This window comes from Actinosynnema sp. NPDC023794, from assembly GCF_040639675.1.
Lineage (GTDB): Bacteria > Actinomycetota > Actinomycetes > Mycobacteriales > Pseudonocardiaceae > Actinosynnema > Actinosynnema luteola.
On sequence record NZ_JBFAFR010000004.1, the window covers coordinates 110,488 to 128,572 of the forward strand.

An 18,085-nucleotide genomic window follows, 5' to 3' on the forward strand; every position below is an offset into this window, starting at 1 on the left:
GGTGCCCGAAGACCACGAGAAGCTGGTGGCCGACGCCTTGCGCGCACAGGCCACCAGCTCCGGCGCGCATCCCCACGTGCCCGTGCGGCGGGCCCGCCCGGCGTTGGGCGCGGGGTGGGTGCTGCTGCTGGCGGTGCTGCTCGGGCTGGCCGCGGGCACCGTCGTGGCGGTCATGACGCTCAGGTAGTGCCTGTACGGTGGTCGCCGTGACGGTCGCGCTCACCTCTTCCACGGTTGCCCTTGGTCCCGATTGGCTCGACCCGCAAATCCTGCTCCAAGGACTCGGGCCGTACATGCTGGTCGGGCTGTGCTTCATCGTCTTCGCGGAGTGCGGCCTGCTGGTGGGGTTCTTCCTGCCCGGCGACTCCCTGCTGTTCACCGCGGGCCTGTTCGTGGCCTCGGGGCTGCTGGACTACCCGCTGTGGCTGGTGTGCCTGCTGCTCACGGCGTGCGCGCTCGCGGGCAACGTGGTCGGCTACTGGATCGGGTACCGGGCCGGACCGGCGCTGTTCACCAAGCCCGAGTCGAAGATCTTCAAGAAGGAGTACGTCGACAAGACGCACGAGTTCTTCGACAAGTACGGCGCGCGCGCGATCGTGATGGCCCGGTTCGTGCCGATCGTGCGGACGTTCATCACCGCCATGGCGGGCGTCGGCCGGATGGACGCGCGCAAGTACTTCACGTACTCGCTGATCGGCGGCGTCGCGTGGGCCGCGGGCCTGACGGTGCTCGGCTACTTCCTCGGCCAGATCCAGTTCGTGCGCGACAACCTCGAGATGATCCTGATCCTGATCGTGCTGATCTCGGTCGTCCCGATCATCATCGAGATCGTCAAGGCGCGCCGCGAGAAGAAGAGCCTGCTCGCGCAGGAGGCGGCCGACATCACCCAGGTCATCGACCGGGTGGACGAGACCCAGCGCATCAAGCCCCTCGACTGACGCCACCCACCGGTAACGCCACGCCCCCGCTCGCACGATCCACAGCGGGGGCGCCAGGGCGGCGTCGTGATTCCGGGGGGCTCATGAGGCGTTTCACAAGTGTGCTCGGCGCGGCGCTGATCGCCTGTGCGGTCGTGACCGCGGTCGCCGAACCCGCCCAGGCCGGTCAGCACCACGCGATCGCAGTGAGCTCCGCGCGCTCGTACACCGATGTGCGTGAGCCGTTGCGGAACATCACCACCGGGAACGACATGCCGGTGGGCGCGTGGCACGACGACCTCGGCAGGCTCCACGTGTCCAAGGCGTACTACACGGTCGACCTGGCCCAGTTCCGCGGCGCGCACGTCTTCTCGGCGAGGGCGGTGTTCACGGAGACGGCTGCCCACGACTGCGCCGAGCCGCGCTCGACCGAGCTGTGGCTGACCGATGACGCGGACCGGCCGACCTACCTCAGAGCGCCGCGCGAGCTGACCCGGCACGTGTGGACGGGCACGAACACCCAGTGCGTCGGGTACCCGTCCTTCGACGTCGCCGCCACGCTGAACCAGGTCATCGCGGAGGGGCGGGACAAGGCGACCTTCGCCCTGCGGATGCCCGGCGCGCGGCAGTGGGACGTGGCGCACGGCCGCCGTTTCGCCAAGACCGTGACGATCTCCATGTACGTGAACACCCCGCCCGCGACGCCGAAGGACATCACCCTCCAACACGCGCCGTGCGACTCGGTCGTGCCGGTTCACTCCGGCTGGCTGCGCGCGCAGGTGACCGACCCGGACGGCGAGACGTTCGACGGCCGGTTCGTGGTGCGGGACGTCGCCCGACCGGACGAGGCCCGCGAGTTCCGCAGTGTCGAGACCGCGTCGGGTCTCATGGCCGATCTTCCCGAAGGCACGTTGGCCGACGGCCACACCTACGAGGTGACCGCCCAGGCCGACGACGGTGACGCGGTGTCGCCGATGAGCGAGCCGTGCCGGTTCACCGTCCGGCTCCACCCGCCGTTCACGGGTTCTCCGTGAACTCGAACATCGAGCCCGGGTTGAAGAGGTTCTCCGGGTCCAGCGCGCGCTTGATCTCGCGGTGGACCCGCAGGCCGACCGGGCCGATCTCGCGCGCCAGCCACTCGCGTTTGATCTTGCCGACGCCGTGCTCGCCGGTGATCGTGCCGCCGAGCGCCAGCCCCAGGGCCAGGATCTCGTCGAACGCCCGCCGCGCCCCCGCGAACTCGTCCGCCGACGTCGGGTCGTAGACGATCGTCGGGTGCATGTTGCCGTCGCCTGCGTGCCCGACCACGGCGATCCGCAGCCCCACCGACTCGCTGATCCGCTCGCACCCGGCGATCAGGTCCGCGATCTTCGTCCGCGGCACGCACACGTCGTCGGTCAGCCACGCCCCGTAGATCTCCAGCGCGGGCAGCACGGCGCGCCGCGCGGTCAGCAGGTCGCGCCCCTCGCCGAGGTCGTCGGTGGCGTAGACGAGCTCGGCGCCCGCCGCGACGCACGCCTGCTCGATCGCCGCCAGCTCGTGCCGCCCCGCCTCGCCGCCCGCGTCGGACTGGCACAGCAGCAGCGCCGCGCCGGCGTTCAGGTCGGTCTTGAGGTACTGCTCGACGGCCCGGATGGACGTGCGGTCCATGATCTCCATCAACGACGGCACGATGCCCTCGGTCACCACGCGGCTCACCGCGGCGCCCGCGTCCGCCGTGCTGCCGAACGTGGCCACCAGCGTGGCGGGCGCCTGCGGCAACGGCCGCAGCGCCAGGGTCGCCCGGGTGATCACGCCGAGCGTGCCCTCGCTGCCGATGAACAGCTTGGTCAGGTCGTACCCGGCGACGCCCTTGACGGTGCGCCGACCGGTCCGCAGCAGCTCGCCGTCGGCCAGCACCACGTCGAGCCCGAGCACGGAGTCCGTGGTCACGCCGTACTTCACGCAGCACAGCCCGCCCGCGTTGGTGGACAGGTTCCCGCCGATGGTGCACCAGTCGTAGCTGGACGGGTCGGGCGGGTAGAACAGCCCGTGCTTCTCCACCGCGCCGCGCAGGTCGAGGTTCACCACGCCCGGCTCGACCACGGCCAGCCGGTTGTCCGGGTCGACCTCCACGATCGCGTTCATCTTCGTGGTCGCGAGCACCACGCAGCCCTCGACGGCGTTCGCCGCGCCGGACAGCCCGCTGCCCGCGCCGCGCGGCACGATCGGCGTCCGAGCCGCCGCGCAGGCCCGCACGACCGCCTGCACCTGTGCCGCGGACGTCGGCAGCACCACCGCCAGCGGCTGCCCGTAGGGAGCCAACGGCATCATGTCGCGCTGGTAGCTCGCGGTCACGTCGACGTCGGTCAGCACCGCGTCGGCGCCGACGGCGGAGCGGAGTTCGGCGAGCAAGGCCTCCATCCGTCCACGCTAACCCGCGTGACGGTGATCACTCCAGTCCGTGTTCACGCCGGTGCGAACCGCCACGTCCCCGGAGCTTCGGCAACGCGTTATCCCCATGTCGCCCAGACGACGCCGAGGTCCCACGTAGGCTGCATGGCGTGGTGTTGTCCGCAACGTCCGAGACTGTCGCATTCGTTCAGCTCGATTCCGCAGGCCCGATGGCCGTGTGGCTGATCACGCTGAGCTTCATCTTCTTCGAGTGCGCCTTCATCTTCGGCCTGTTCCTGCCCGGCGATTCGCTGCTGTTCGCCGCCGGTGTGGTGCTCGCGTCCCACGAGGCCGAGCTGTCCGCCTGGCTGCTGTCGGGGGTCGCGCTCGCCGTGGCCGTCGTCGGCAACCAGATCGGCTACTACATCGGCCGGCACACCGGCACCCGCCTGCTGGCCCGCCGCGGCGGCAAGGTCCTCAACAAGGAGAACCTCGCCAAGGCCCGCGACTTCCTCGACCGACGAGGCTTCTGGGCGATCGTGCTGGCCCGGTGGATCCCGTGGGTCCGCACGCTGGCGCCGATGATCGCGGGCGCGGCGCGGATGGACTCGAAGCGGTTCATGCTGGCCACGACCATCGGCGCGATCGCGTGGGTGCCGACGCTGGTGCTGGCCGGCTACTACGGCGCGGGCCTGCTGACCTCCGTCCCGTGGCTGGAGACGGTGGCGGTCGTCGTGAGCATCGCGTTCTTCGTCTTCGGCACCGCCTACGGCCTGTTCCGGTACCGGCAGGAGATGAAGAAGCCGGTGGACGAAGAGGTCACCGCGCCGTCGTGACGCTCACAGCACCTCGGTGATCACGAGGTCGGCGGCGGACTTGGACGCGTTCACCATGAGCGCGTTCACGTGGTCGGTGCCGTGCAGCACGCGTTCGCTCGCGTCCTGCACCGACCGCCCGTACCGGACGTGCCGGTCGATCAGCCGCGCCACCCGCAGCTCTTCGTCGATCATCAGGAACCACGCCTCGTCGAGCACGACCCGCACGCGCTTCCACTTGTCGTACTGCATCAGCAGGTAGTTGCCCTCGGTGACGACCAGCGGCACGGCCGGGTCGACCGGCACCGCGCACGCGATCGGCTCCTCGATCTCGCGGCGGAACTCCGGCGCGTACACCACGTCGGGCCCGCACGCCTTCAGCCGGCCGAGCAGGTCGACGTAGCCGGGGACGTCGAACGTGTCCGGCGCGCCCTTGCGGTCGGCGATGCCCAGCCGGTCCAGCTCGCGCTGGGCCAGGTGGAAGCCGTCCATGCCGACCAGGGCGGCGTCCTCGCCCAGCGCGTCGACCAGCCGGCGCGCCAACGTCGACTTGCCCGAACCCGGCGCGCCGCCGATGCCGAGGAGCCTGCGCTCACCGGTGTCCACCAGCAGCCGCGCCCGGTCGACCAGCTCGTCGAACTTCACCCGCTGTCCCGCCACCGTCCCAGCTCCTCCACCCAGTCCCACGCGGTGTGGCGCACCCGCACCGCGGCGACCTCGTTCGCGGACCGGACGGCGTCGTCCACCGCCAGGCCCTCGGCGACCGCGACCGCCAGGGCACCGTGCCACACGTCGCCCGCGCCGTTGGTGTCGCGCGCCTCGACAACTCCTACCGGTTGCGAACCGGTGACACCACCACGCGACCAGGTGACGGGACGCGGGCCGTGCGTGCGGATCACCAGCGGCACGCCCCTGGCGTGCAGCTCGGCCTCCGACAGCTCGAACGCGGCCGAGCACGCGGCCACGTCCACCAGCGGCAGCAGGTCGTCCAGCACGGGTTTCCAGCTGCCCGCGTCCAGCACCACGGGCACGCCCAAGCGTCTCGCGTGACGTGCGGCCCGCAGGGCGAGCGGCCCGAGGTGCCCGTCCACCAGCACCACGTCGGACGCCTCCACCAGCGCCGGGTCCACGGTGACGTCCGCGTCGAACCCGGCGGCGTTGCGCGAGATGACGGTCCGCTCGCCGTCGCGCTCGCGCACCGCGACCATGCTCAGCGCCGGACCGCCGGCGCCGACCGAGCGCACCTCCACCGGGTGCAGCCGCGCCAGCGCGAAGTCGCCGAGCTCGCCGCCCAGCGCGGTCAGCAGCACGGCCCGGTGCCCCAGCGCGGCCACCGCGCGCGCCGCGTTCGCCGCCGGACCGCCGGGCGACAGGTGCACGCCGAGTGACTGCACCTTCTGTCCGGGGACGGGGAACTCGGCCACCCGCTGGCTCACGTCGACGGTCGTCAGCCCGACACACAGCACAGAAGCCACGGCGCCTCCCTCCTACCAGGTAAAGTCCCCACGCAATCGCTTGCGCCGGCCCGAACGGGGACGAGTCCATGGTCACCATGCGGGAGGTCGCCAGTCTCGCCGGCGTCTCCATCACCACGGTCTCACACGTGATCAACGAGACCAGGCCGGTCGCCTCGGCGACCAGGGAACGGGTGCTCAAGGCGGTCGAGGAGACCGGCTACACCGGCGACGCCATCGCGCGCTCGCTCGTCACCGGCGGCACGAAGTCCCTCGGCCTCGCGGTGTCGCTGGTCTCGCACCCGTACTTCGCCGAGCTGATCGCGGCGATCGAGGGCGAGGCCACCAGGTCGGGTTACACGCTCGTGCTCATCGACACCCGGGACACCGCCGAGTCCGAGCAGGCCGCGGTGCGGATGCTCCGCTCGCGGCGGGTGGACGGGGTGCTGCTCACGCCGACGTCCGGCTCGGCCGCGTTGCCCGAGCTGCGCCGGTTGGGCGTGCCGACGGTGCTGGTGGACCGGCTGACCGTGGCGCAGGACGTCGACCAGGTCGGTCCGGAGAACGTGCAGGCCACGTCCACGCTGGTCCGGCACCTGGCGGAGCTGGGCCACCGGCGGATCGGGCTGGTGTCCGGCCAGCCGGGGCTCGCCACCACGGACGAGCGGGTGCTCGGCTACCGGCTCGGGCTCGGCCGGGCGGGGCTGGCGTGGGACGAGGACATCGTGCGGCCGTCGTTGGAACCGCTGCTCGGGCAGGTCTCGGGCGTGGTGGTGAACGACCACCAGGTGCTGGTGGACGTGCTGCGCACGGCGCGGGCGCGGGGTGTGCGGATCGGGTCGGAGCTGGCGCTGGTGACCTACGACGAGGTGGAGTGGGCCGAGCTGGTCGACCCGCCGCTGACCTCGATGGCGCAGCCGGTGGAGGAGATCGGGCGCACGGCGGTGCGGCTGCTGCTGTCCCGCATCGAGGACCCGGACCGGGCGCCGGAGACGATCCGGCTGCCGCCCGTGCTGCGGCACCGGCAGTCGTGCGGCTGCCACTGACGGCTCAGCTCCGCGACGGCGAGATCCCGTCGCGCTCCAGCAGGGCGGCGGCCTCCAGCGCCATCCACCCGCCGAGCTGGACGGACAGGTCGCGCTCCGGACCGTTGCCCTTCACCGCGGGTTCGGACCACTCCGGGCCGAACAGCGGTCCGCTCACCACCGCGGTCCGGTTCGCCCACACCGCGTTCGCCGAGCCGAACACGAGGTCCGCCGCGCGTGCCGCCTCGGGTCGGTCGAGCCGCAGCGCGGCCTGCGCCAGGTAGCGGGCGAGGATGCCGCTGAACAGGCCGCCGTCGCCGCCGCCGTGCCCCCGCAGGACGCCGTCGGTGGCCAGGTGCTTGTCGACGGCGTCGATGATCCGCGCCGCCTTGTCCTGGTAGCGGCCCCCCAGCTCCACGCACGCGCCGAGCACCACGCCCTGGCAGTAGGTGTAGAAGTTCTTCTCGATCTCGCGGATCGTGCCGTCGGGGTGGACGTGCAGCCCGTCCCACACCAGCCCGGTCTCCGGGTCCGCCAGGTTGTCCTCGACCCAGTCCACGATGGAGCGGGCGCGGCCGAGGTCGGCCCGCGCGCCGAGCCGGGCGAACAGGATCGCCGCCGGGCCGTTGGCGGGCACGTTCTTGAAGTCGTCGTCGCGCCGCCACCAGATGCCGCCGCCGCCGTGGTCGGTCCAGCCCGCGCGGAGGCGGTCGGCGATCGTGGCGATGGCCTTCGGCCTGGCGATCCCGACTTCCCGCTCGGCGCGCAGCAGCGCGAGGCCGAGCCACGCCACGTCGTCGTAGTAGTCGTTGGTCCAGCCGACCAGGTTGCGCACCCGGATGCCGCGCACGAGCCGCTGCACCAGCGCCACCCGCGCGTCCTTCGGCGAGCGGAGCTGGGCGTCCAGGACGCAGTCCAGCAGGTGCGCCTGCCACCAGTAGCCGAACCGGACGTGCAGGCGGCCCGGCCAGCCGGGCGGCCAGGCGACCGCGCCGAGGGCCGTGCCCGGAACTCCCCAGACCCGGCGCAGGTGCCGGGACTCGACCGCGCGTTCGGCGACACCGGCGCGCGCGGCGAGGAGCTTCGGTGGTGATGTCACCTCACCAGCGTGCCTACTGAACCGTTCAAGAAGCTCGCCGGAACAGTTCCCAGTGGTAGAGCCCCATCGCGACGCTCGTGGTCAGGTTGTAGCTCGACACCTTCGGCCGCATGGGCAGCGAGACCACCAGGTCCGCCCGCGCCCGCACCTCGGGCGACAACCCGTGCCGCTCCGAGCCGAAGGCCAGCACCGCGTCGTCGGGGATCCGCACGTCGCGCAGCTCCCGGCCGTCGGCGTCGAACGCGATCACCGTGCCGCGGACGTCGTCGATCCCGTCCAGCCGGCCGACGGGCAGCGCGAAGTGCAACCCGGCGCTGCCGCGCAGGACGTTCGGGTGCCACGGGTCGACGTCGCCGAGCGACACCACCCCGCCGGCCCCGAGCCCGGCCGCCACCCGGATCACCGCGCCGAAGTTGCCCAGGTTGCGCGGGTTGTCCAGCAGCACCAGCGGCGCGCTCCGCCCCTCGCGCCCCCACTCGACCACGGGCCGTTCGGCGAGCCCCCCGACCCCGGTCGGGTGCGACCGCCCGATCACCCGCTCGAACTCGGCCGCCCCCACCACTTGCGCCCGCTCGAAGACCTCCACGAGGTCGGGCGCGTGGGACCTCGCGAGCCCCACCGCCTTGTCCCGGTCGAGCACCAGCACGGTCCCCACCGATCCCCCGAACCGAACCGCGTGCTTGACCGCGTGAAACCCTTCGAGGACCACTCGCCCGACCACGTCACCCCCGGCGTTGAGAAGACCGTGGCGATCGTAGTCATGGCAGCGCCGACGGCGTGTCGAGCTTGATGAACGCTTTGACCTGACCTTTGCGGATCCAGCGGTGGGTGATGTCCAAGCGCGTGCCGCCGAGACCGTGCCGTGCGGGAGTGCGGACCTCGACCTTCAGCCCGCCCTGATGTTACTCCGGCCAGTCCCAGTTGACCCGGTCGTGGAAGCTGACGAAATCCAGCCGGTCGCACTCCGCCACGACGGTGAAGCACATCCGCTGGTCCACGTCGCCGTTCTCGCTGACCCGGACTTCCTGTGACCACGCTTGAACGCGCCACCGCTGCCCGCGTTCTCTCTCGATCAGATCGCAGTGGTAGGCCGGGAGACTTGAGTGCAGGTCGGCGGTCCACGCTTTCTTCCGACGACGAAACCAGGCCACCGCGTCCACCCCCTCGCCCGCACAGTAGGACTTGGGAATGGCGCTTGACGGCGGTGTAGCTCGAACGGCCGTGCCTGCGATCAGACCGATTCAGCGACAAGCTTCGGTGTGCGTCGGCGAGGGCTCTTCATCGCGTCGTTTGAGGTGGTAACCGAACCACGAGACCAGCACGACGACCGCGACGAGCACCTGCACCAGGCGTGCCGCGGAGTCCGGGTAGAGGACGCCGTCGATGTAGGTGTCGATGAAGCCGCTCACGAGCGGGGGTTGGCCGGCGGCGGCGCGGAGCTCGTTCTCCAGCCAGGTGAGCGGGCACGCGAGCGGGAACAGGACGATCAGCAGGCCCCAGGCCGCCATCGCCACGTGGAAGTACAGCACCCTCGGCCAGCGCCAGGCCAGGAACCCCCCGACCACGAGGAAGACCAGGACGGCGAAGTGCACCACCATGACCAGCTCGGCTAAAGCGTGCGCGACCATAGCGACCTCCCTGCTTCCCACAGTAGGCCGCCAAGCGATCACATGCCGCTCGAATTACGCGGCACGGCCCGCGTTTCAGCCCCGGGGCAGCGCCTGCCACGGCACCCGGCCCGCCACGTCCAGCAGCAGGTCGGTCAGGTGGGCGAGCGGGGCCTGCAGCAGCGGGCCCGGCACGGCGGCGGCGAGGTTGTGCTCGTCGAACGCGATCGCCACCCCGTTCGCCCGCGGGTCCTGCACCAAGCCCTGGGTGAAGCCGGAGGCGAGCAGGGCCGAGGCGAACGCGGGGTTGCGGCGGCGCACCTCGTAGCGCGCGTCGAACACCGGGTCGCCGGACTCGACGAACTGCTCGAACAGCCCCCACACGCTGTCCTCGCGGGGGCTGATCAGCACCCACGGGCCCGGCATCGGGCGCGGCACGACCACCACCGTGTAGGTGCGGTACTCCGACGTGACCACGTTGTCCGCGCGGAACACCACCTCCACGGCCAGCACGGGCACGCCGCGCCAGTGGCCGACGAGCTGGAACTTCACCCGGCTCCGGTCGGCCTCCAGCATCCGCCCGATCTGCGGCACGCGTTCCTGGAAGCCCTGGTCCTCGGCGACGAACCGCCACCCCAGGGACGCCTCCATCGCCCGCATCTGCTGCTCCCACTGGTTCACGAACTGCTGGTTCGTGAACGGGTTCCGCTTCCGACGCGCCAACCCCACGGCGACCCCGACGCCCAGGATCGCCACGATCACCAGCAGCAGGACCAGGGCGCCGGCCACGTCAGGCCAGGCCCAGGTCGGCCAGGTCCAGCAGGTACCGGTACGGCAGCCCGGCTTCCTCGATCACCTCGCGCGCGCCCGTGCCGCGGTCGACGACCGTCGCGACGCCGACCACCGTGGCGCCGTGCTCGCGCAGGGCCTCGACGGCGGTCAGCACGCTGCCACCGGTGGTGGAGGTGTCCTCGACCGCCAGCACCCGCTGCCCGGCGACCTCGATGCCCTCGATCCGGCGCTGCATGCCGTGCTGCTTGGCCGCCTTGCGCACGACGAACGCGTCCAGCACCTCGCCCGCGTTCGCGGCGGCGTGCATCATCGCGCACGCCACCGGGTCGGCGCCCAACGTCAACCCACCCGCGGCCACGTAGTCCCAGTCGGCCGTGAGCTGCCGGAGCAGCTTGCCGATCAGGGGCGACGCGGCGTGGTGCAGCGTCGCCCGGCGCAGGTCGATGTAGTAGTCGGCCTCGGCGCCCGAGGACAACGTCACCTTGCCGTGCACCACGGCCAACTCGCTCACCAACCGCGCCAGCTCGGCCTTGGCCGCGGCATCCAGGACCACTTCAGTTCGCACGGCTGCCAAGAGTGTCATACCGCGCCGTACGCTGGCACACCGTGACCCTTCCCGGCACCGACACCTTGATCATCGAGCAGCCCTGGGGCGTGCTGCGCCACCTGCTGGGCACCAGGTACCGGAACGACGTCTACGACGGCGGCGGCGCGTTGATCGCGTCGGTCTCCGAGCGCCGGTTCCTCGGGCCGCTGCGGAAGTTGTTGCGCGCCACCGCGTTCTCCGGCCGGACGACGTTCGACCTCGCCCTGGCCGACCGCGGGCGGCAGCTGCTGCTGATCCGCAAGGGGTCGGGCAAGCCGCCGACGCGCGTGACCTGGCCGAACGGCTCGGTGGTCGGCTCGGTGCGGCACGAGGGGCACGGCGCCTACGGCCTGCTCGACGCGGCCGGGCAGCGGCTGCGCCTGCTGCACGAGGTGGCGTCGTTCAGCCCGGGCGCGATCGTGAAGCGGGACGGGCGGCGCGTGCGGCGGGACGTGCTGACCCTGCGGCCGGGCACGCCGGACCCGGTCCGCTCGCTGGCGATCGCGGCGGCGGTGGCGTACGACGTGGTGCGCGGGGTGGGGACGAACCACACCAGCGCGGGCGGGTTCGACTTCCCCACGTTGACCTGACCCGGGGCCCGACCGGCACGCGCCGGGCCTCAGCGCCGACCGACCCCGCGCGTCCAGCCCCGGCGCGGACCGGCGTACGTCCAGCCCGGCGCGGACCGGCGTGCGAGGTCGAGGGCCTCGCCGCACCCTGTGCCGCCCTTCGGACGCGCCCGGACTCGTCGACCGCCCGCAGCTACGCAGGCGTCCCCGCCAAGGGGACCCCTGCTTTCATTCTGCCCCAACGGTCCGACGGTTCGAGGTGGTCAGACCGGCACCTGTGGACAACTCCGCGGAGCCCCCGGTGCCAGGCCTGACCTCACCTCGTCTACCAGGCGTCCTCGGTGAACTTGTTCGGCTCGTCGTCGTCATCGTCGCGGCGCCCACCCGGCCGGGACGAGCCCGCCGAGACGACGTCCTCCGGGTCGTTGCCCTCCTGGATCGCCGTGTACGCGCGCTGCAGGTCCGGCACACCGGTTTGCAGAGCGCGCTGCACGCCCTCGTCGTCCACGGCCCGCCCGGACGCGATGTCCTCCCAGGACATCTCGCCCGCGTCGACCCGCCGTGCCAGCTCCTTCAGCTCACGAGGCGCGCCGGGGCTGTTGGCGAACCGCGAGATCTCGGCGAAGTCCGCCTGCGTCAGCCCGCGCGACCGCAGCTGCACCTGACTCGCCGCCCGCGCGGTCTCCTCGACGTTCGCCATCCGCTTCTCGACGTCGGCGACCAGCGCGTCCAGCTTCGCCTTGTCATACGGGAACGTCACTGCCCATCACCTCCACCGGACCCGGAGCCCGAACTCGCGCCGGCCGGAGCGGGCGCCGGTGATGTGGGCGGCGGCTGGTTGTAGCGGCCGTTCGCCGCGTTGCCGGCTTTGCCCAGGCCGTAGGCGCCCAGCCCGACACCGATCGCCCCGGACTTCGCCGCGGCCACGCCGTTGTCGTACTTCTCCTTGCCGTCCTGGTACCCGTCGACCACGTCGAGCAGGTCGCTGACGTCGCGCACGTCCTTCAGCTTGGACAGCGCCGTGCCCATGGCGACGATGCCGTCGATCATGCCCTGGACGCCCTCGATCAGCGTCTGGATCGAGATGATGATCTTGCGGATGGCGTCCACGATCTGGATCGCGTCGTAGACCATCCACACCGCGCGGCCCCAGCCGACGACCGGGATCCACGCCGTCATCGCGGCTTCCATCAGCTTGCCGACCAGCATGTCCAGCAGCGTCAACGCCAGGCCGCACGCGGTGCGGCAGGTGCTGGCCGTCGACCGGAACTGGTTGCCGATGATCCGCGCGATCTGCGAGTCCGCCTCGATGGCGATCACCCACATGGTGCCCATGCGCGTCTCGAACGCCTTCGCCGCGTCACCGTCCCAGTGCGACGACAGCTGCTCGGCGCCCGCGTCCACGTTGTGCCGCACGGAGTCGAGCGCCTTGGCGACCCGGTCCCACGCGTTGGCGTTCTCGTCGATCTTCTCGAAGTCGCCGAGCAGCGGCTTGATCAGCGCGTCGAGCAGGTTCTCGCCGGTGACCTTCTCGTAGATCCAGTTGACGCCCTGGATCTTCCAGCCGGCCTTCTCGATGAGCTCCTTGGTCGACTGCCGGCCGGGCCGGTCCTCCGCGGCGGCGTTGAGCGCGACCGACGGGTCTTCGACGTCTGCGTACGCGGTCATCGGCCGCCACCTCCGAGCGACGGGGCCTCGGCCACGCTGTGGAGCTGGGAGAGCACCCGGTCGAGGACGCTCATCACCATCTCCTCGTTCTTCTCGTACATGTCGGCGGCCTTGTTGAGGCTCTCCGCCTCCTTGACCATCATCTGGTTCGCGAAGTCGAGGGTCTCCCCGTACAGGGACGCCACGCCCGTCACGATGGGCTGCAGCAGCGAGAGCAGACCGGTGAACCCCGAGGTGTCGCCACCCTTGGAGATCGCGTGGTCCTTGATCGTCATGAAGTGCTGCGCGTTGCGCGTCAGCAACTCGCCGTAGCCGCGGAGCTCAGGCGGCTCCACGCTGAACTGTTCGCCCATGGACGGTTCCTCCCTGTTCCAACTAGTGGAGTGGGACGGACCGGACCGGGTTCGGGTTCCCGGCTCTTCTAAGTGCGTCCTCGTCCGCCCGCCGCGCGGGAGGCTATCCGCCTGAGCAGCGCGCGCGGAACCAGCCGGGCCAACACCGTGATGGCTTTGTACTGGGCGCCCGGCACCGACAGCGTCCTGCCCGCGCGCAGGTCGGCGAGGCAGTCGTGCACCACCCGGTCGGCGTCGAGGTAGAACAGGTCGGGGGTCGCGGACATGTCGATCTTCGCCCGTTGGTGGAACTCGGTGCGCACGAAACCCGGGCACAAGGCCATCACGCGCACGCCCGAGCCCGCCGTGGCCATCGACATGCCCTCGGAGAACGCGGTCACCCACGCCTTGTCCGCGCTGTAGGTCGTGCCGCGACCGGGCAGGAAGCCCGCCACGCTGGACACGTTGACCACCGCGCCACGCCCGCGTGCCACCATCCCCGGCAGCGCCGCGCGGGTCAGCCGCAGCACGCTCGTCACGTTCACGTCCAGCTGGGACTGCAGCTCGAGCGGGTCGGCGGTGAAGAACTCCGACGAGATCGCGAAGCCCGCGTTGTTGACCAGGAGGTCGACCTCGCGTTCGGCGAGGAAGTCGGCGACCTCGGTGCGGCCGGCGTCGGTGGCCAGGTCGGCGGGCAGCACCTCGGCGGCGATGCCGTGCGCGGCGCGCAGCTTGGCCGCCGTCTCCTCCAGCCGCCGTTCGTCGCGGGCGACGAGCACCAGGTCGTGCCCCTCGGCGGCGAGCCTGCGGGCGAACGCGGCGCCGATGCCCGACGACGCGCCCGTCACCAGGGCGGTCGGCGGCGTCACGGCTTGCGCCCGAACTGCGGGCGGTGGACCTCGCCACCGGTGTCGGACTCGGGGTCGGCCTCGAACGGGTCGATCACGTCGGCCAGTTCGCCGAGGTCGCGCAGCAGCCGTTCCAGGCGGGCGGGGGTGGAGTTCGGGGGTGCGGCGGCGAGCACCCAGTCGTCCTCCAGCCAGACGACGGTGACGTCACCGCCGATCTCCTCGGCGGCGTCGACCAGGTCGGGGGTGATGAGCTTGCGCGCGGCGGGCAGCTCGCTGACGAACGCGTACCGCGAGCCGACCGGCCCGAGCAGGTCGGGCATCTGGTCGCGTTGGAACGGCACGCTGGGCAGCCACAGCTCGATGACCACGGGCAACGCCCGGCGGCAGCGCACGCCGACGAGCACGGAGTTGACCTTGCCGCCGGTCTCGTGGTCGAGCACGTAGACCTGGCGGCGGCCGTCGGCGGTGAAGGTGGAGCCGGCGACGACGTCCTTGGCCACGCCGACGCCGTAGTAGGCGATGGCGCCGCTCTCCCAGCGGGTGGGCAGCACGTGGTCGGTCTCCTCGAACTGCCAGCCGCGCAGCGCCGCCCAGCGGCGGCGTTCGCGGTTTCGCGCGGTTCGCTGTGCCCGGTCGGTCGCGAGCAGGGCGAACCCCGCGACGCCCGCTACCGCGGCGACGGTGAACCAGACCCACGCCGGTATGCCCACGGTGCGAGAGTAGCGGGCGGCGATGAACAAACGAAGATCACTTGGGGCGTGGGTCGCGCAAACGGATCAAGCTGTTACCCGGCTCGCGGGTCGGCCGCGGTGGCGGCTCAGGCACGTCCGACGACGGCCGGCCACGACTTATCCACAGGCCACAGCGTTGTCCACAGGCACGCCCCGACCACTCGCCCGGCGTCGGTCCGGGCCGGCAGAGTAAAAATCGGGGATCCCCCGGTCGGGGACCCCTGCGGAGCGAGCCCGGAGCGCGGGAGCCGTGGAACGCGGGAGCGCAGAACGCGGCGAAACGCGGAACGGCAGAACGCCGGACTCCCGGACGGAACGCACGAGGCGACAGGCAGTGAGCGCGGTCAGGCAGTGAGCGCGGTCAGGCAGTGAGCGCGGTCAGGCAGTGAGCGCGGTCAGGCAGTGAGCGCGGTCAGGCAGTGAGGCGGCGGGCGCGCTCGGGAGCCGGTTGTCCCGGCTGCACCGAGCGCGTCCCGCCGACCTCGGGCGAACGCCGAGGTCAGGCCTTGCCGACGATCAGGCCCGAGTGGTCGTCCAGCACCTCGACCTTCACCGTGTCACCGTCGCGCACCTCGCCCGCCAGCAGCTCCTTCGCCAGCTGGTCGCCGATGGACGACTGCACCAGCCGCCGCAACGGCCGGGCCCCGTACACCGGGTCGAAGCCGTTCAGCGCCAGCCACTCGCGCGCGGCCGGGGTGACGTCCAGGGTCAGCCGCCGCTGCGCCAGGCGCCGGCCGAGCCGATCCACCTGGATGTCCACGATGGACGTCAGCTCCTCGGTGGCCAGCGAGTGGAACACCACGACGTCGTCCAGCCGGTTGAGGAACTCCGGCTTGAAGTGCGTCCGCACGACCGACATCACGGCGTCGTTGCGCTGCCGCTCGTCCAGGGCGGCGTCCGCGATGACGTGCGAGCCCAGGTTCGACGTCAGCACCAGGATGGTGTTGCGGAAGTCGACCGTGCGGCCCTGGCCGTCGGTGAGCCTGCCGTCGTCGAGCACCTGCAGCAGCACGTCGAACACGTCCGGGTGGGCCTTCTCGACCTCGTCCAGCAGCACGACCGAGTACGGGCGGCGGCGGACCGACTCGGTCAGCTGCCCTCCCTGGTCGTAGCCGACGTAGCCGGGGGGCGCGCCGACCAGGCGGGCCACCGAGTGCTTCTCGGAGTACTCGCTCATGTCGATCCGGATCATCGCCCGCTCGTCGTCGAACAGGAACTCCGCCAGCGCCTTGGCCAGCTCCGTCTTGCCGACGCCGGTCGGACCGAGGAACAGGAACGAGCCGGTCGGCCGGTCCGGGTCCGCCACGCCCGCACGGGTGCGCCGCACCGCGTCCGACACGACCCGCACCGCCTCGGCCTGGCCGACCACGCGCTTGGCCAGCTCCTCCTCCATGCGCAGCAGCTTCGCCGTCTCGCCTTCGAGCAGCCGGCCCGCCGGGATGCCCGTCCACGCGGAGACCACGTCGGCCACGTCGTCCGGCCCGACCTCCTCCTTCAGCATCACGGCGGCGTCCTGGGTGGTGCGGGTGGCCGCCTCCAGCTCCTTCTCCAACGCCGGGATGCGCCCGTACCGCAGCTCGGCGGCCCGGCCGAGGTCGCCGTCGCGCTCGGCCCGCTCCGACTCGCCGCGCAGCTGTTCCAGCTGCTCCTTGAGGTCGCGGACCTTCTCGATCGAGCCCTTCTCGTTCTGCCACCGCGCGGTCAGCCCGGACAGGTCCTCGCGCTGCTCGGCCAGCTCGGCGCGCAGCGCGGCCAGGCGTTCCACCGAGGCCGCGTCCGACTCCTTGGCCAGCGCCATCTCCTCGATCTCCAGCCGGCGGACCGCGCGTTCGACCTCGTCGATCTCGACCGGGCGGGAGTCGATCTCCATGCGCAGCCGGGACGCGGACTCGTCCACCAGGTCGATGGCCTTGTCCGGCAGGAAGCGGGCGGTGATGTACCGGTCGGACAGGGTGGCGGCGGCGACCAGGGCGGCGTCGGTGATGCGCACGCCGTGGTGCACCTCGTAGCGGTCCTTGAGACCGCGCAGGATGCCGATCGTGTCCTCGACCGACGGCTCGCCGACCAGGACCTGCTGGAAGCGGCGCTCCAGGGCGGCGTCCTTCTCGATGTGCTCGCGGTACTCGTCCAACGTGGTCGCGCCGACCATGCGCAGCTCGCCGCGGGCCAGCATGGGCTTGATCATGTTGCCCGCGTCCATGGCGGACTCGCCGGTCGCACCCGCGCCCACGATCGTGTGAAGCTCGTCGATGAACGTGACGACCTGGCCCGCGGAGTCGGTGATCTCCTTGAGCACGGCCTTCAGCCGCTCCTCGAACTCGCCGCGGTACTTCGCGCCTGCCACCATCGAGCCGAGGTCGAGCGCGACGACCTTCTTCCCGCGCAGGCTCTCGGGCACGTCGCCCGCGATGATCCGCTGGGCCAGGCCCTCCACGATGGCGGTCTTGCCGACGCCCGGCTCGCCGATCAGCACGGGGTTGTTCTTCGTGCGGCGCGACAGCACCTGCACCACGCGGCGGATCTCGGTGTTGCGGCCGATGACCGGGTCCAGCTCGCCCTTGCGCGCGCGTTCGGTCAGGTCGACGCCGTACTTCTCCAACGCCTTGTAGGTGCCTTCCGGGTCCGGGCTGGTGACCCGCGCCGAGCCGCGGACCTTGCCGAACGCCTCCTTGAGCGCCTCGGGGTGCGCGCCGTGGCGGCGCAGCAGGTCGGCGACCTGGCCGCCGTGGTGGGCGAGGCCGACCAGCAGGTGCTCGGTCGACACGTACTCGTCGCCCATCTCAGTGGCGAGTTCCTGCGCCTTGCTCAGCACGCGGGCCGAGTCGCGGGAGAACTGGGGCGCCGACACCGACGACCCGCTGGCCGCGGGCAGCGCCCTGGTCAGCTGTTCCAGCTCCTTGTGCACCTGCTTCGGGTCCGCGCCGACGGCGGAGAGCAGGGGCGCGGTCAGGCCGTCGCCCTGGGCCAGGAGCGCGCCGAGGAGGTGGACCGGGCCGACGTCGGGGTTGCCCGCGATGGTCGCCGCCTGCACGGCGGCGGACACGGCCTGTTGCGTCTTCGTGGTCGGGTTGAAAGCGTCCATTCCTCACCTCGGTCGGTGTTCGTGCGCAGGGGCCGGCGTGCGGAGCCGGCCGTCACTCCGGTCAACGTCAGAAAAGTTGAGCCAGTTCCGCTCAACCTAGTGGAATCGTGTGGTGTGGGCCACGGCGGCCGTGCCGGGCCGAAACTCGAGTGCGCCCGGTCGGTCCCGCGGAGACGATCAGCGC

The 18,085-nt window shown here is 71.6% G+C and carries 20 protein-coding genes; 6 read left to right on the forward strand and 14 right to left on the reverse strand.

Annotated features, from left to right (window positions below; all coding sequences use genetic code 11):
- The first annotated feature begins 1 nt into the window (after position 1).
- The 3 genes from AB0H12_RS11750 to AB0H12_RS11760 all read left to right on the forward strand — a co-directional run bounded on the left by AB0H12_RS11750 (position 2) and on the right by AB0H12_RS11760 (position 1,951).
- Positions 2-187 (forward strand): hypothetical protein, encoded by a 186-nt coding sequence (locus AB0H12_RS11750; RefSeq protein WP_230570791.1) that lies wholly within the window; start codon positions 2-4, stop codon positions 185-187.
- Between the two features lie 10 nt (positions 188-197).
- Complete coding sequence (locus tag AB0H12_RS11755; protein ID WP_499622693.1) at positions 198-938, forward strand: DedA family protein; 741 nt, start codon at positions 198-200, stop codon at positions 936-938.
- An 83-nt stretch (positions 939-1,021) separates the two neighbouring features.
- Entirely contained in the window at positions 1,022-1,951 is a 930-nt protein-coding gene (locus AB0H12_RS11760; protein WP_499622694.1) for a hypothetical protein, read from the forward strand.
- On the opposite strand, the gene AB0H12_RS11765 is transcribed toward AB0H12_RS11760, so the two are convergent.
- Positions 1,935-3,320: an FAD-binding oxidoreductase gene (locus AB0H12_RS11765; RefSeq protein ID WP_499622696.1), complete on the reverse strand. Its 1,386-nt coding sequence runs from the start codon at positions 3,318-3,320 to the stop codon at positions 1,935-1,937. The genes AB0H12_RS11760 and AB0H12_RS11765 overlap by 17 nt on opposite strands.
- A gap of 200 nt (positions 3,321-3,520) precedes the next feature.
- Here AB0H12_RS11765 and AB0H12_RS11770 point away from each other — a divergent pair, with 200 nt between their 5' ends.
- The gene (locus tag AB0H12_RS11770; RefSeq protein WP_499622698.1) at positions 3,521-4,126 is read left to right on the forward strand and encodes a DedA family protein; all 606 of its coding nucleotides are present in this window, start codon (positions 3,521-3,523) and stop codon (positions 4,124-4,126) included.
- Between the two features lie 3 nt (positions 4,127-4,129).
- Here the strand turns inward: AB0H12_RS11770 and AB0H12_RS11775 are convergent, their stop codons facing one another.
- The gene (locus tag AB0H12_RS11775) at positions 4,130-4,765 is read right to left on the reverse strand and encodes a nucleoside/nucleotide kinase family protein (protein ID WP_499622699.1); all 636 of its coding nucleotides are present in this window, start codon (positions 4,763-4,765) and stop codon (positions 4,130-4,132) included.
- Positions 4,747-5,571, reverse strand: a complete 825-nt coding sequence (locus AB0H12_RS11780; protein WP_499623161.1) for a PfkB family carbohydrate kinase — start codon at positions 5,569-5,571, stop codon at positions 4,747-4,749. The genes AB0H12_RS11775 and AB0H12_RS11780 overlap by 19 nt, the downstream gene beginning before the upstream one ends.
- A 77-nt stretch (positions 5,572-5,648) precedes the next feature.
- Here AB0H12_RS11780 and AB0H12_RS11785 point away from each other — a divergent pair, with 77 nt between their 5' ends.
- Positions 5,649-6,605, forward strand: a complete 957-nt coding sequence (locus tag AB0H12_RS11785; protein ID WP_499622700.1) for a LacI family DNA-binding transcriptional regulator — start codon at positions 5,649-5,651, stop codon at positions 6,603-6,605.
- 4 nt (positions 6,606-6,609) lie between these two features.
- Here the strand turns inward: AB0H12_RS11785 and AB0H12_RS11790 are convergent, their stop codons facing one another.
- The 5 genes from AB0H12_RS11790 to pyrE all read right to left on the reverse strand — a co-directional run bounded on the left by AB0H12_RS11790 (position 6,610) and on the right by pyrE (position 10,635).
- A complete protein-coding gene (locus tag AB0H12_RS11790) occupies positions 6,610-7,683 on the reverse strand; it encodes a glycoside hydrolase family 76 protein (protein ID WP_499622702.1) in 1,074 nt (357 codons plus the stop codon).
- A 25-nt stretch (positions 7,684-7,708) separates the two neighbouring features.
- Complete coding sequence (locus AB0H12_RS11795) at positions 7,709-8,338, reverse strand: TrmH family RNA methyltransferase (protein WP_499622704.1); 630 nt, start codon at positions 8,336-8,338, stop codon at positions 7,709-7,711.
- 586 nt (positions 8,339-8,924) lie between these two features.
- Positions 8,925-9,311 carry a DUF2784 domain-containing protein gene (locus tag AB0H12_RS11800; RefSeq protein ID WP_499622706.1) on the reverse strand — a complete coding sequence of 129 codons (387 nt, stop codon included), beginning with the start codon at positions 9,309-9,311 and terminating at the stop codon, positions 8,925-8,927.
- A 75-nt stretch (positions 9,312-9,386) separates the two neighbouring features.
- Positions 9,387-10,079, reverse strand: a complete 693-nt coding sequence (locus AB0H12_RS11805; protein ID WP_499622708.1) for a hypothetical protein — start codon at positions 10,077-10,079, stop codon at positions 9,387-9,389.
- A gap of 1 nt (position 10,080) precedes the next feature.
- A complete protein-coding gene (pyrE, locus tag AB0H12_RS11810; RefSeq protein ID WP_499623163.1) occupies positions 10,081-10,635 on the reverse strand; it encodes an orotate phosphoribosyltransferase in 555 nt (184 codons plus the stop codon).
- Positions 10,636-10,688: 53 nt separating this feature from the next.
- Between pyrE and AB0H12_RS11815 the strand changes: the two genes are divergently transcribed.
- Complete coding sequence (locus AB0H12_RS11815) at positions 10,689-11,258, forward strand: hypothetical protein (RefSeq protein ID WP_499622709.1); 570 nt, start codon at positions 10,689-10,691, stop codon at positions 11,256-11,258.
- 304 nt (positions 11,259-11,562) lie between these two features.
- On the opposite strand, the gene AB0H12_RS11820 is transcribed toward AB0H12_RS11815, so the two are convergent.
- The 6 genes from AB0H12_RS11820 to clpB all read right to left on the reverse strand — a co-directional run bounded on the left by AB0H12_RS11820 (position 11,563) and on the right by clpB (position 17,901).
- Positions 11,563-11,997, reverse strand: coding sequence for a hypothetical protein (locus AB0H12_RS11820; RefSeq protein ID WP_498771708.1), 435 nt, complete (start codon positions 11,995-11,997; stop codon positions 11,563-11,565).
- Positions 11,994-12,905, reverse strand: a complete 912-nt coding sequence (locus tag AB0H12_RS11825) for a WXG100 family type VII secretion target (protein WP_499622710.1) — start codon at positions 12,903-12,905, stop codon at positions 11,994-11,996. The genes AB0H12_RS11820 and AB0H12_RS11825 overlap by 4 nt, the downstream gene beginning before the upstream one ends.
- The gene (locus AB0H12_RS11830) at positions 12,902-13,258 is read right to left on the reverse strand and encodes a hypothetical protein (RefSeq protein WP_499622711.1); all 357 of its coding nucleotides are present in this window, start codon (positions 13,256-13,258) and stop codon (positions 12,902-12,904) included. Before AB0H12_RS11830 ends, AB0H12_RS11825 begins: the two co-directional genes overlap by 4 nt.
- A 68-nt stretch (positions 13,259-13,326) precedes the next feature.
- Positions 13,327-14,106 carry an SDR family NAD(P)-dependent oxidoreductase gene (locus AB0H12_RS11835; RefSeq protein WP_499622712.1) on the reverse strand — a complete coding sequence of 260 codons (780 nt, stop codon included), beginning with the start codon at positions 14,104-14,106 and terminating at the stop codon, positions 13,327-13,329.
- Positions 14,103-14,798, reverse strand: a complete 696-nt coding sequence (locus AB0H12_RS11840; RefSeq protein WP_230570807.1) for a TtfA family protein — start codon at positions 14,796-14,798, stop codon at positions 14,103-14,105. The genes AB0H12_RS11835 and AB0H12_RS11840 overlap by 4 nt, the downstream gene beginning before the upstream one ends.
- 520 nt (positions 14,799-15,318) lie before the next feature.
- Entirely contained in the window at positions 15,319-17,901 is a 2,583-nt protein-coding gene (clpB, locus tag AB0H12_RS11845) for an ATP-dependent chaperone ClpB (RefSeq protein ID WP_499622714.1), read from the reverse strand.
- Positions 17,902-18,085 lie beyond the last annotated feature (184 nt).

Coding starts and splice junctions, on each gene's coding strand:
- AB0H12_RS11770 (WP_499622698.1), top strand. CDS start 3,521: ATGGCCGTGTGGCTGATCACGCTGAGCTTCATCTTCTTCGAGTGCGCC.
- AB0H12_RS11760 (WP_499622694.1), top strand. CDS start 1,022: ATGAGGCGTTTCACAAGTGTGCTCGGCGCGGCGCTGATCGCCTGTGCG.
- clpB (WP_499622714.1), bottom strand. CDS start 17,901: ATGGACGCTTTCAACCCGACCACGAAGACGCAACAGGCCGTGTCCGCC.
- AB0H12_RS11830 (WP_499622711.1), bottom strand. CDS start 13,258: ATGGGCGAACAGTTCAGCGTGGAGCCGCCTGAGCTCCGCGGCTACGGC.
- AB0H12_RS11785 (WP_499622700.1), top strand. CDS start 5,649: ATGGTCACCATGCGGGAGGTCGCCAGTCTCGCCGGCGTCTCCATCACC.
- AB0H12_RS11765 (WP_499622696.1), bottom strand. CDS start 3,320: ATGGAGGCCTTGCTCGCCGAACTCCGCTCCGCCGTCGGCGCCGACGCG.
- AB0H12_RS11800 (WP_499622706.1), bottom strand. CDS start 9,311: ATGGTCGCGCACGCTTTAGCCGAGCTGGTCATGGTGGTGCACTTCGCC.
- AB0H12_RS11825 (WP_499622710.1), bottom strand. CDS start 12,905: ATGACCGCGTACGCAGACGTCGAAGACCCGTCGGTCGCGCTCAACGCC.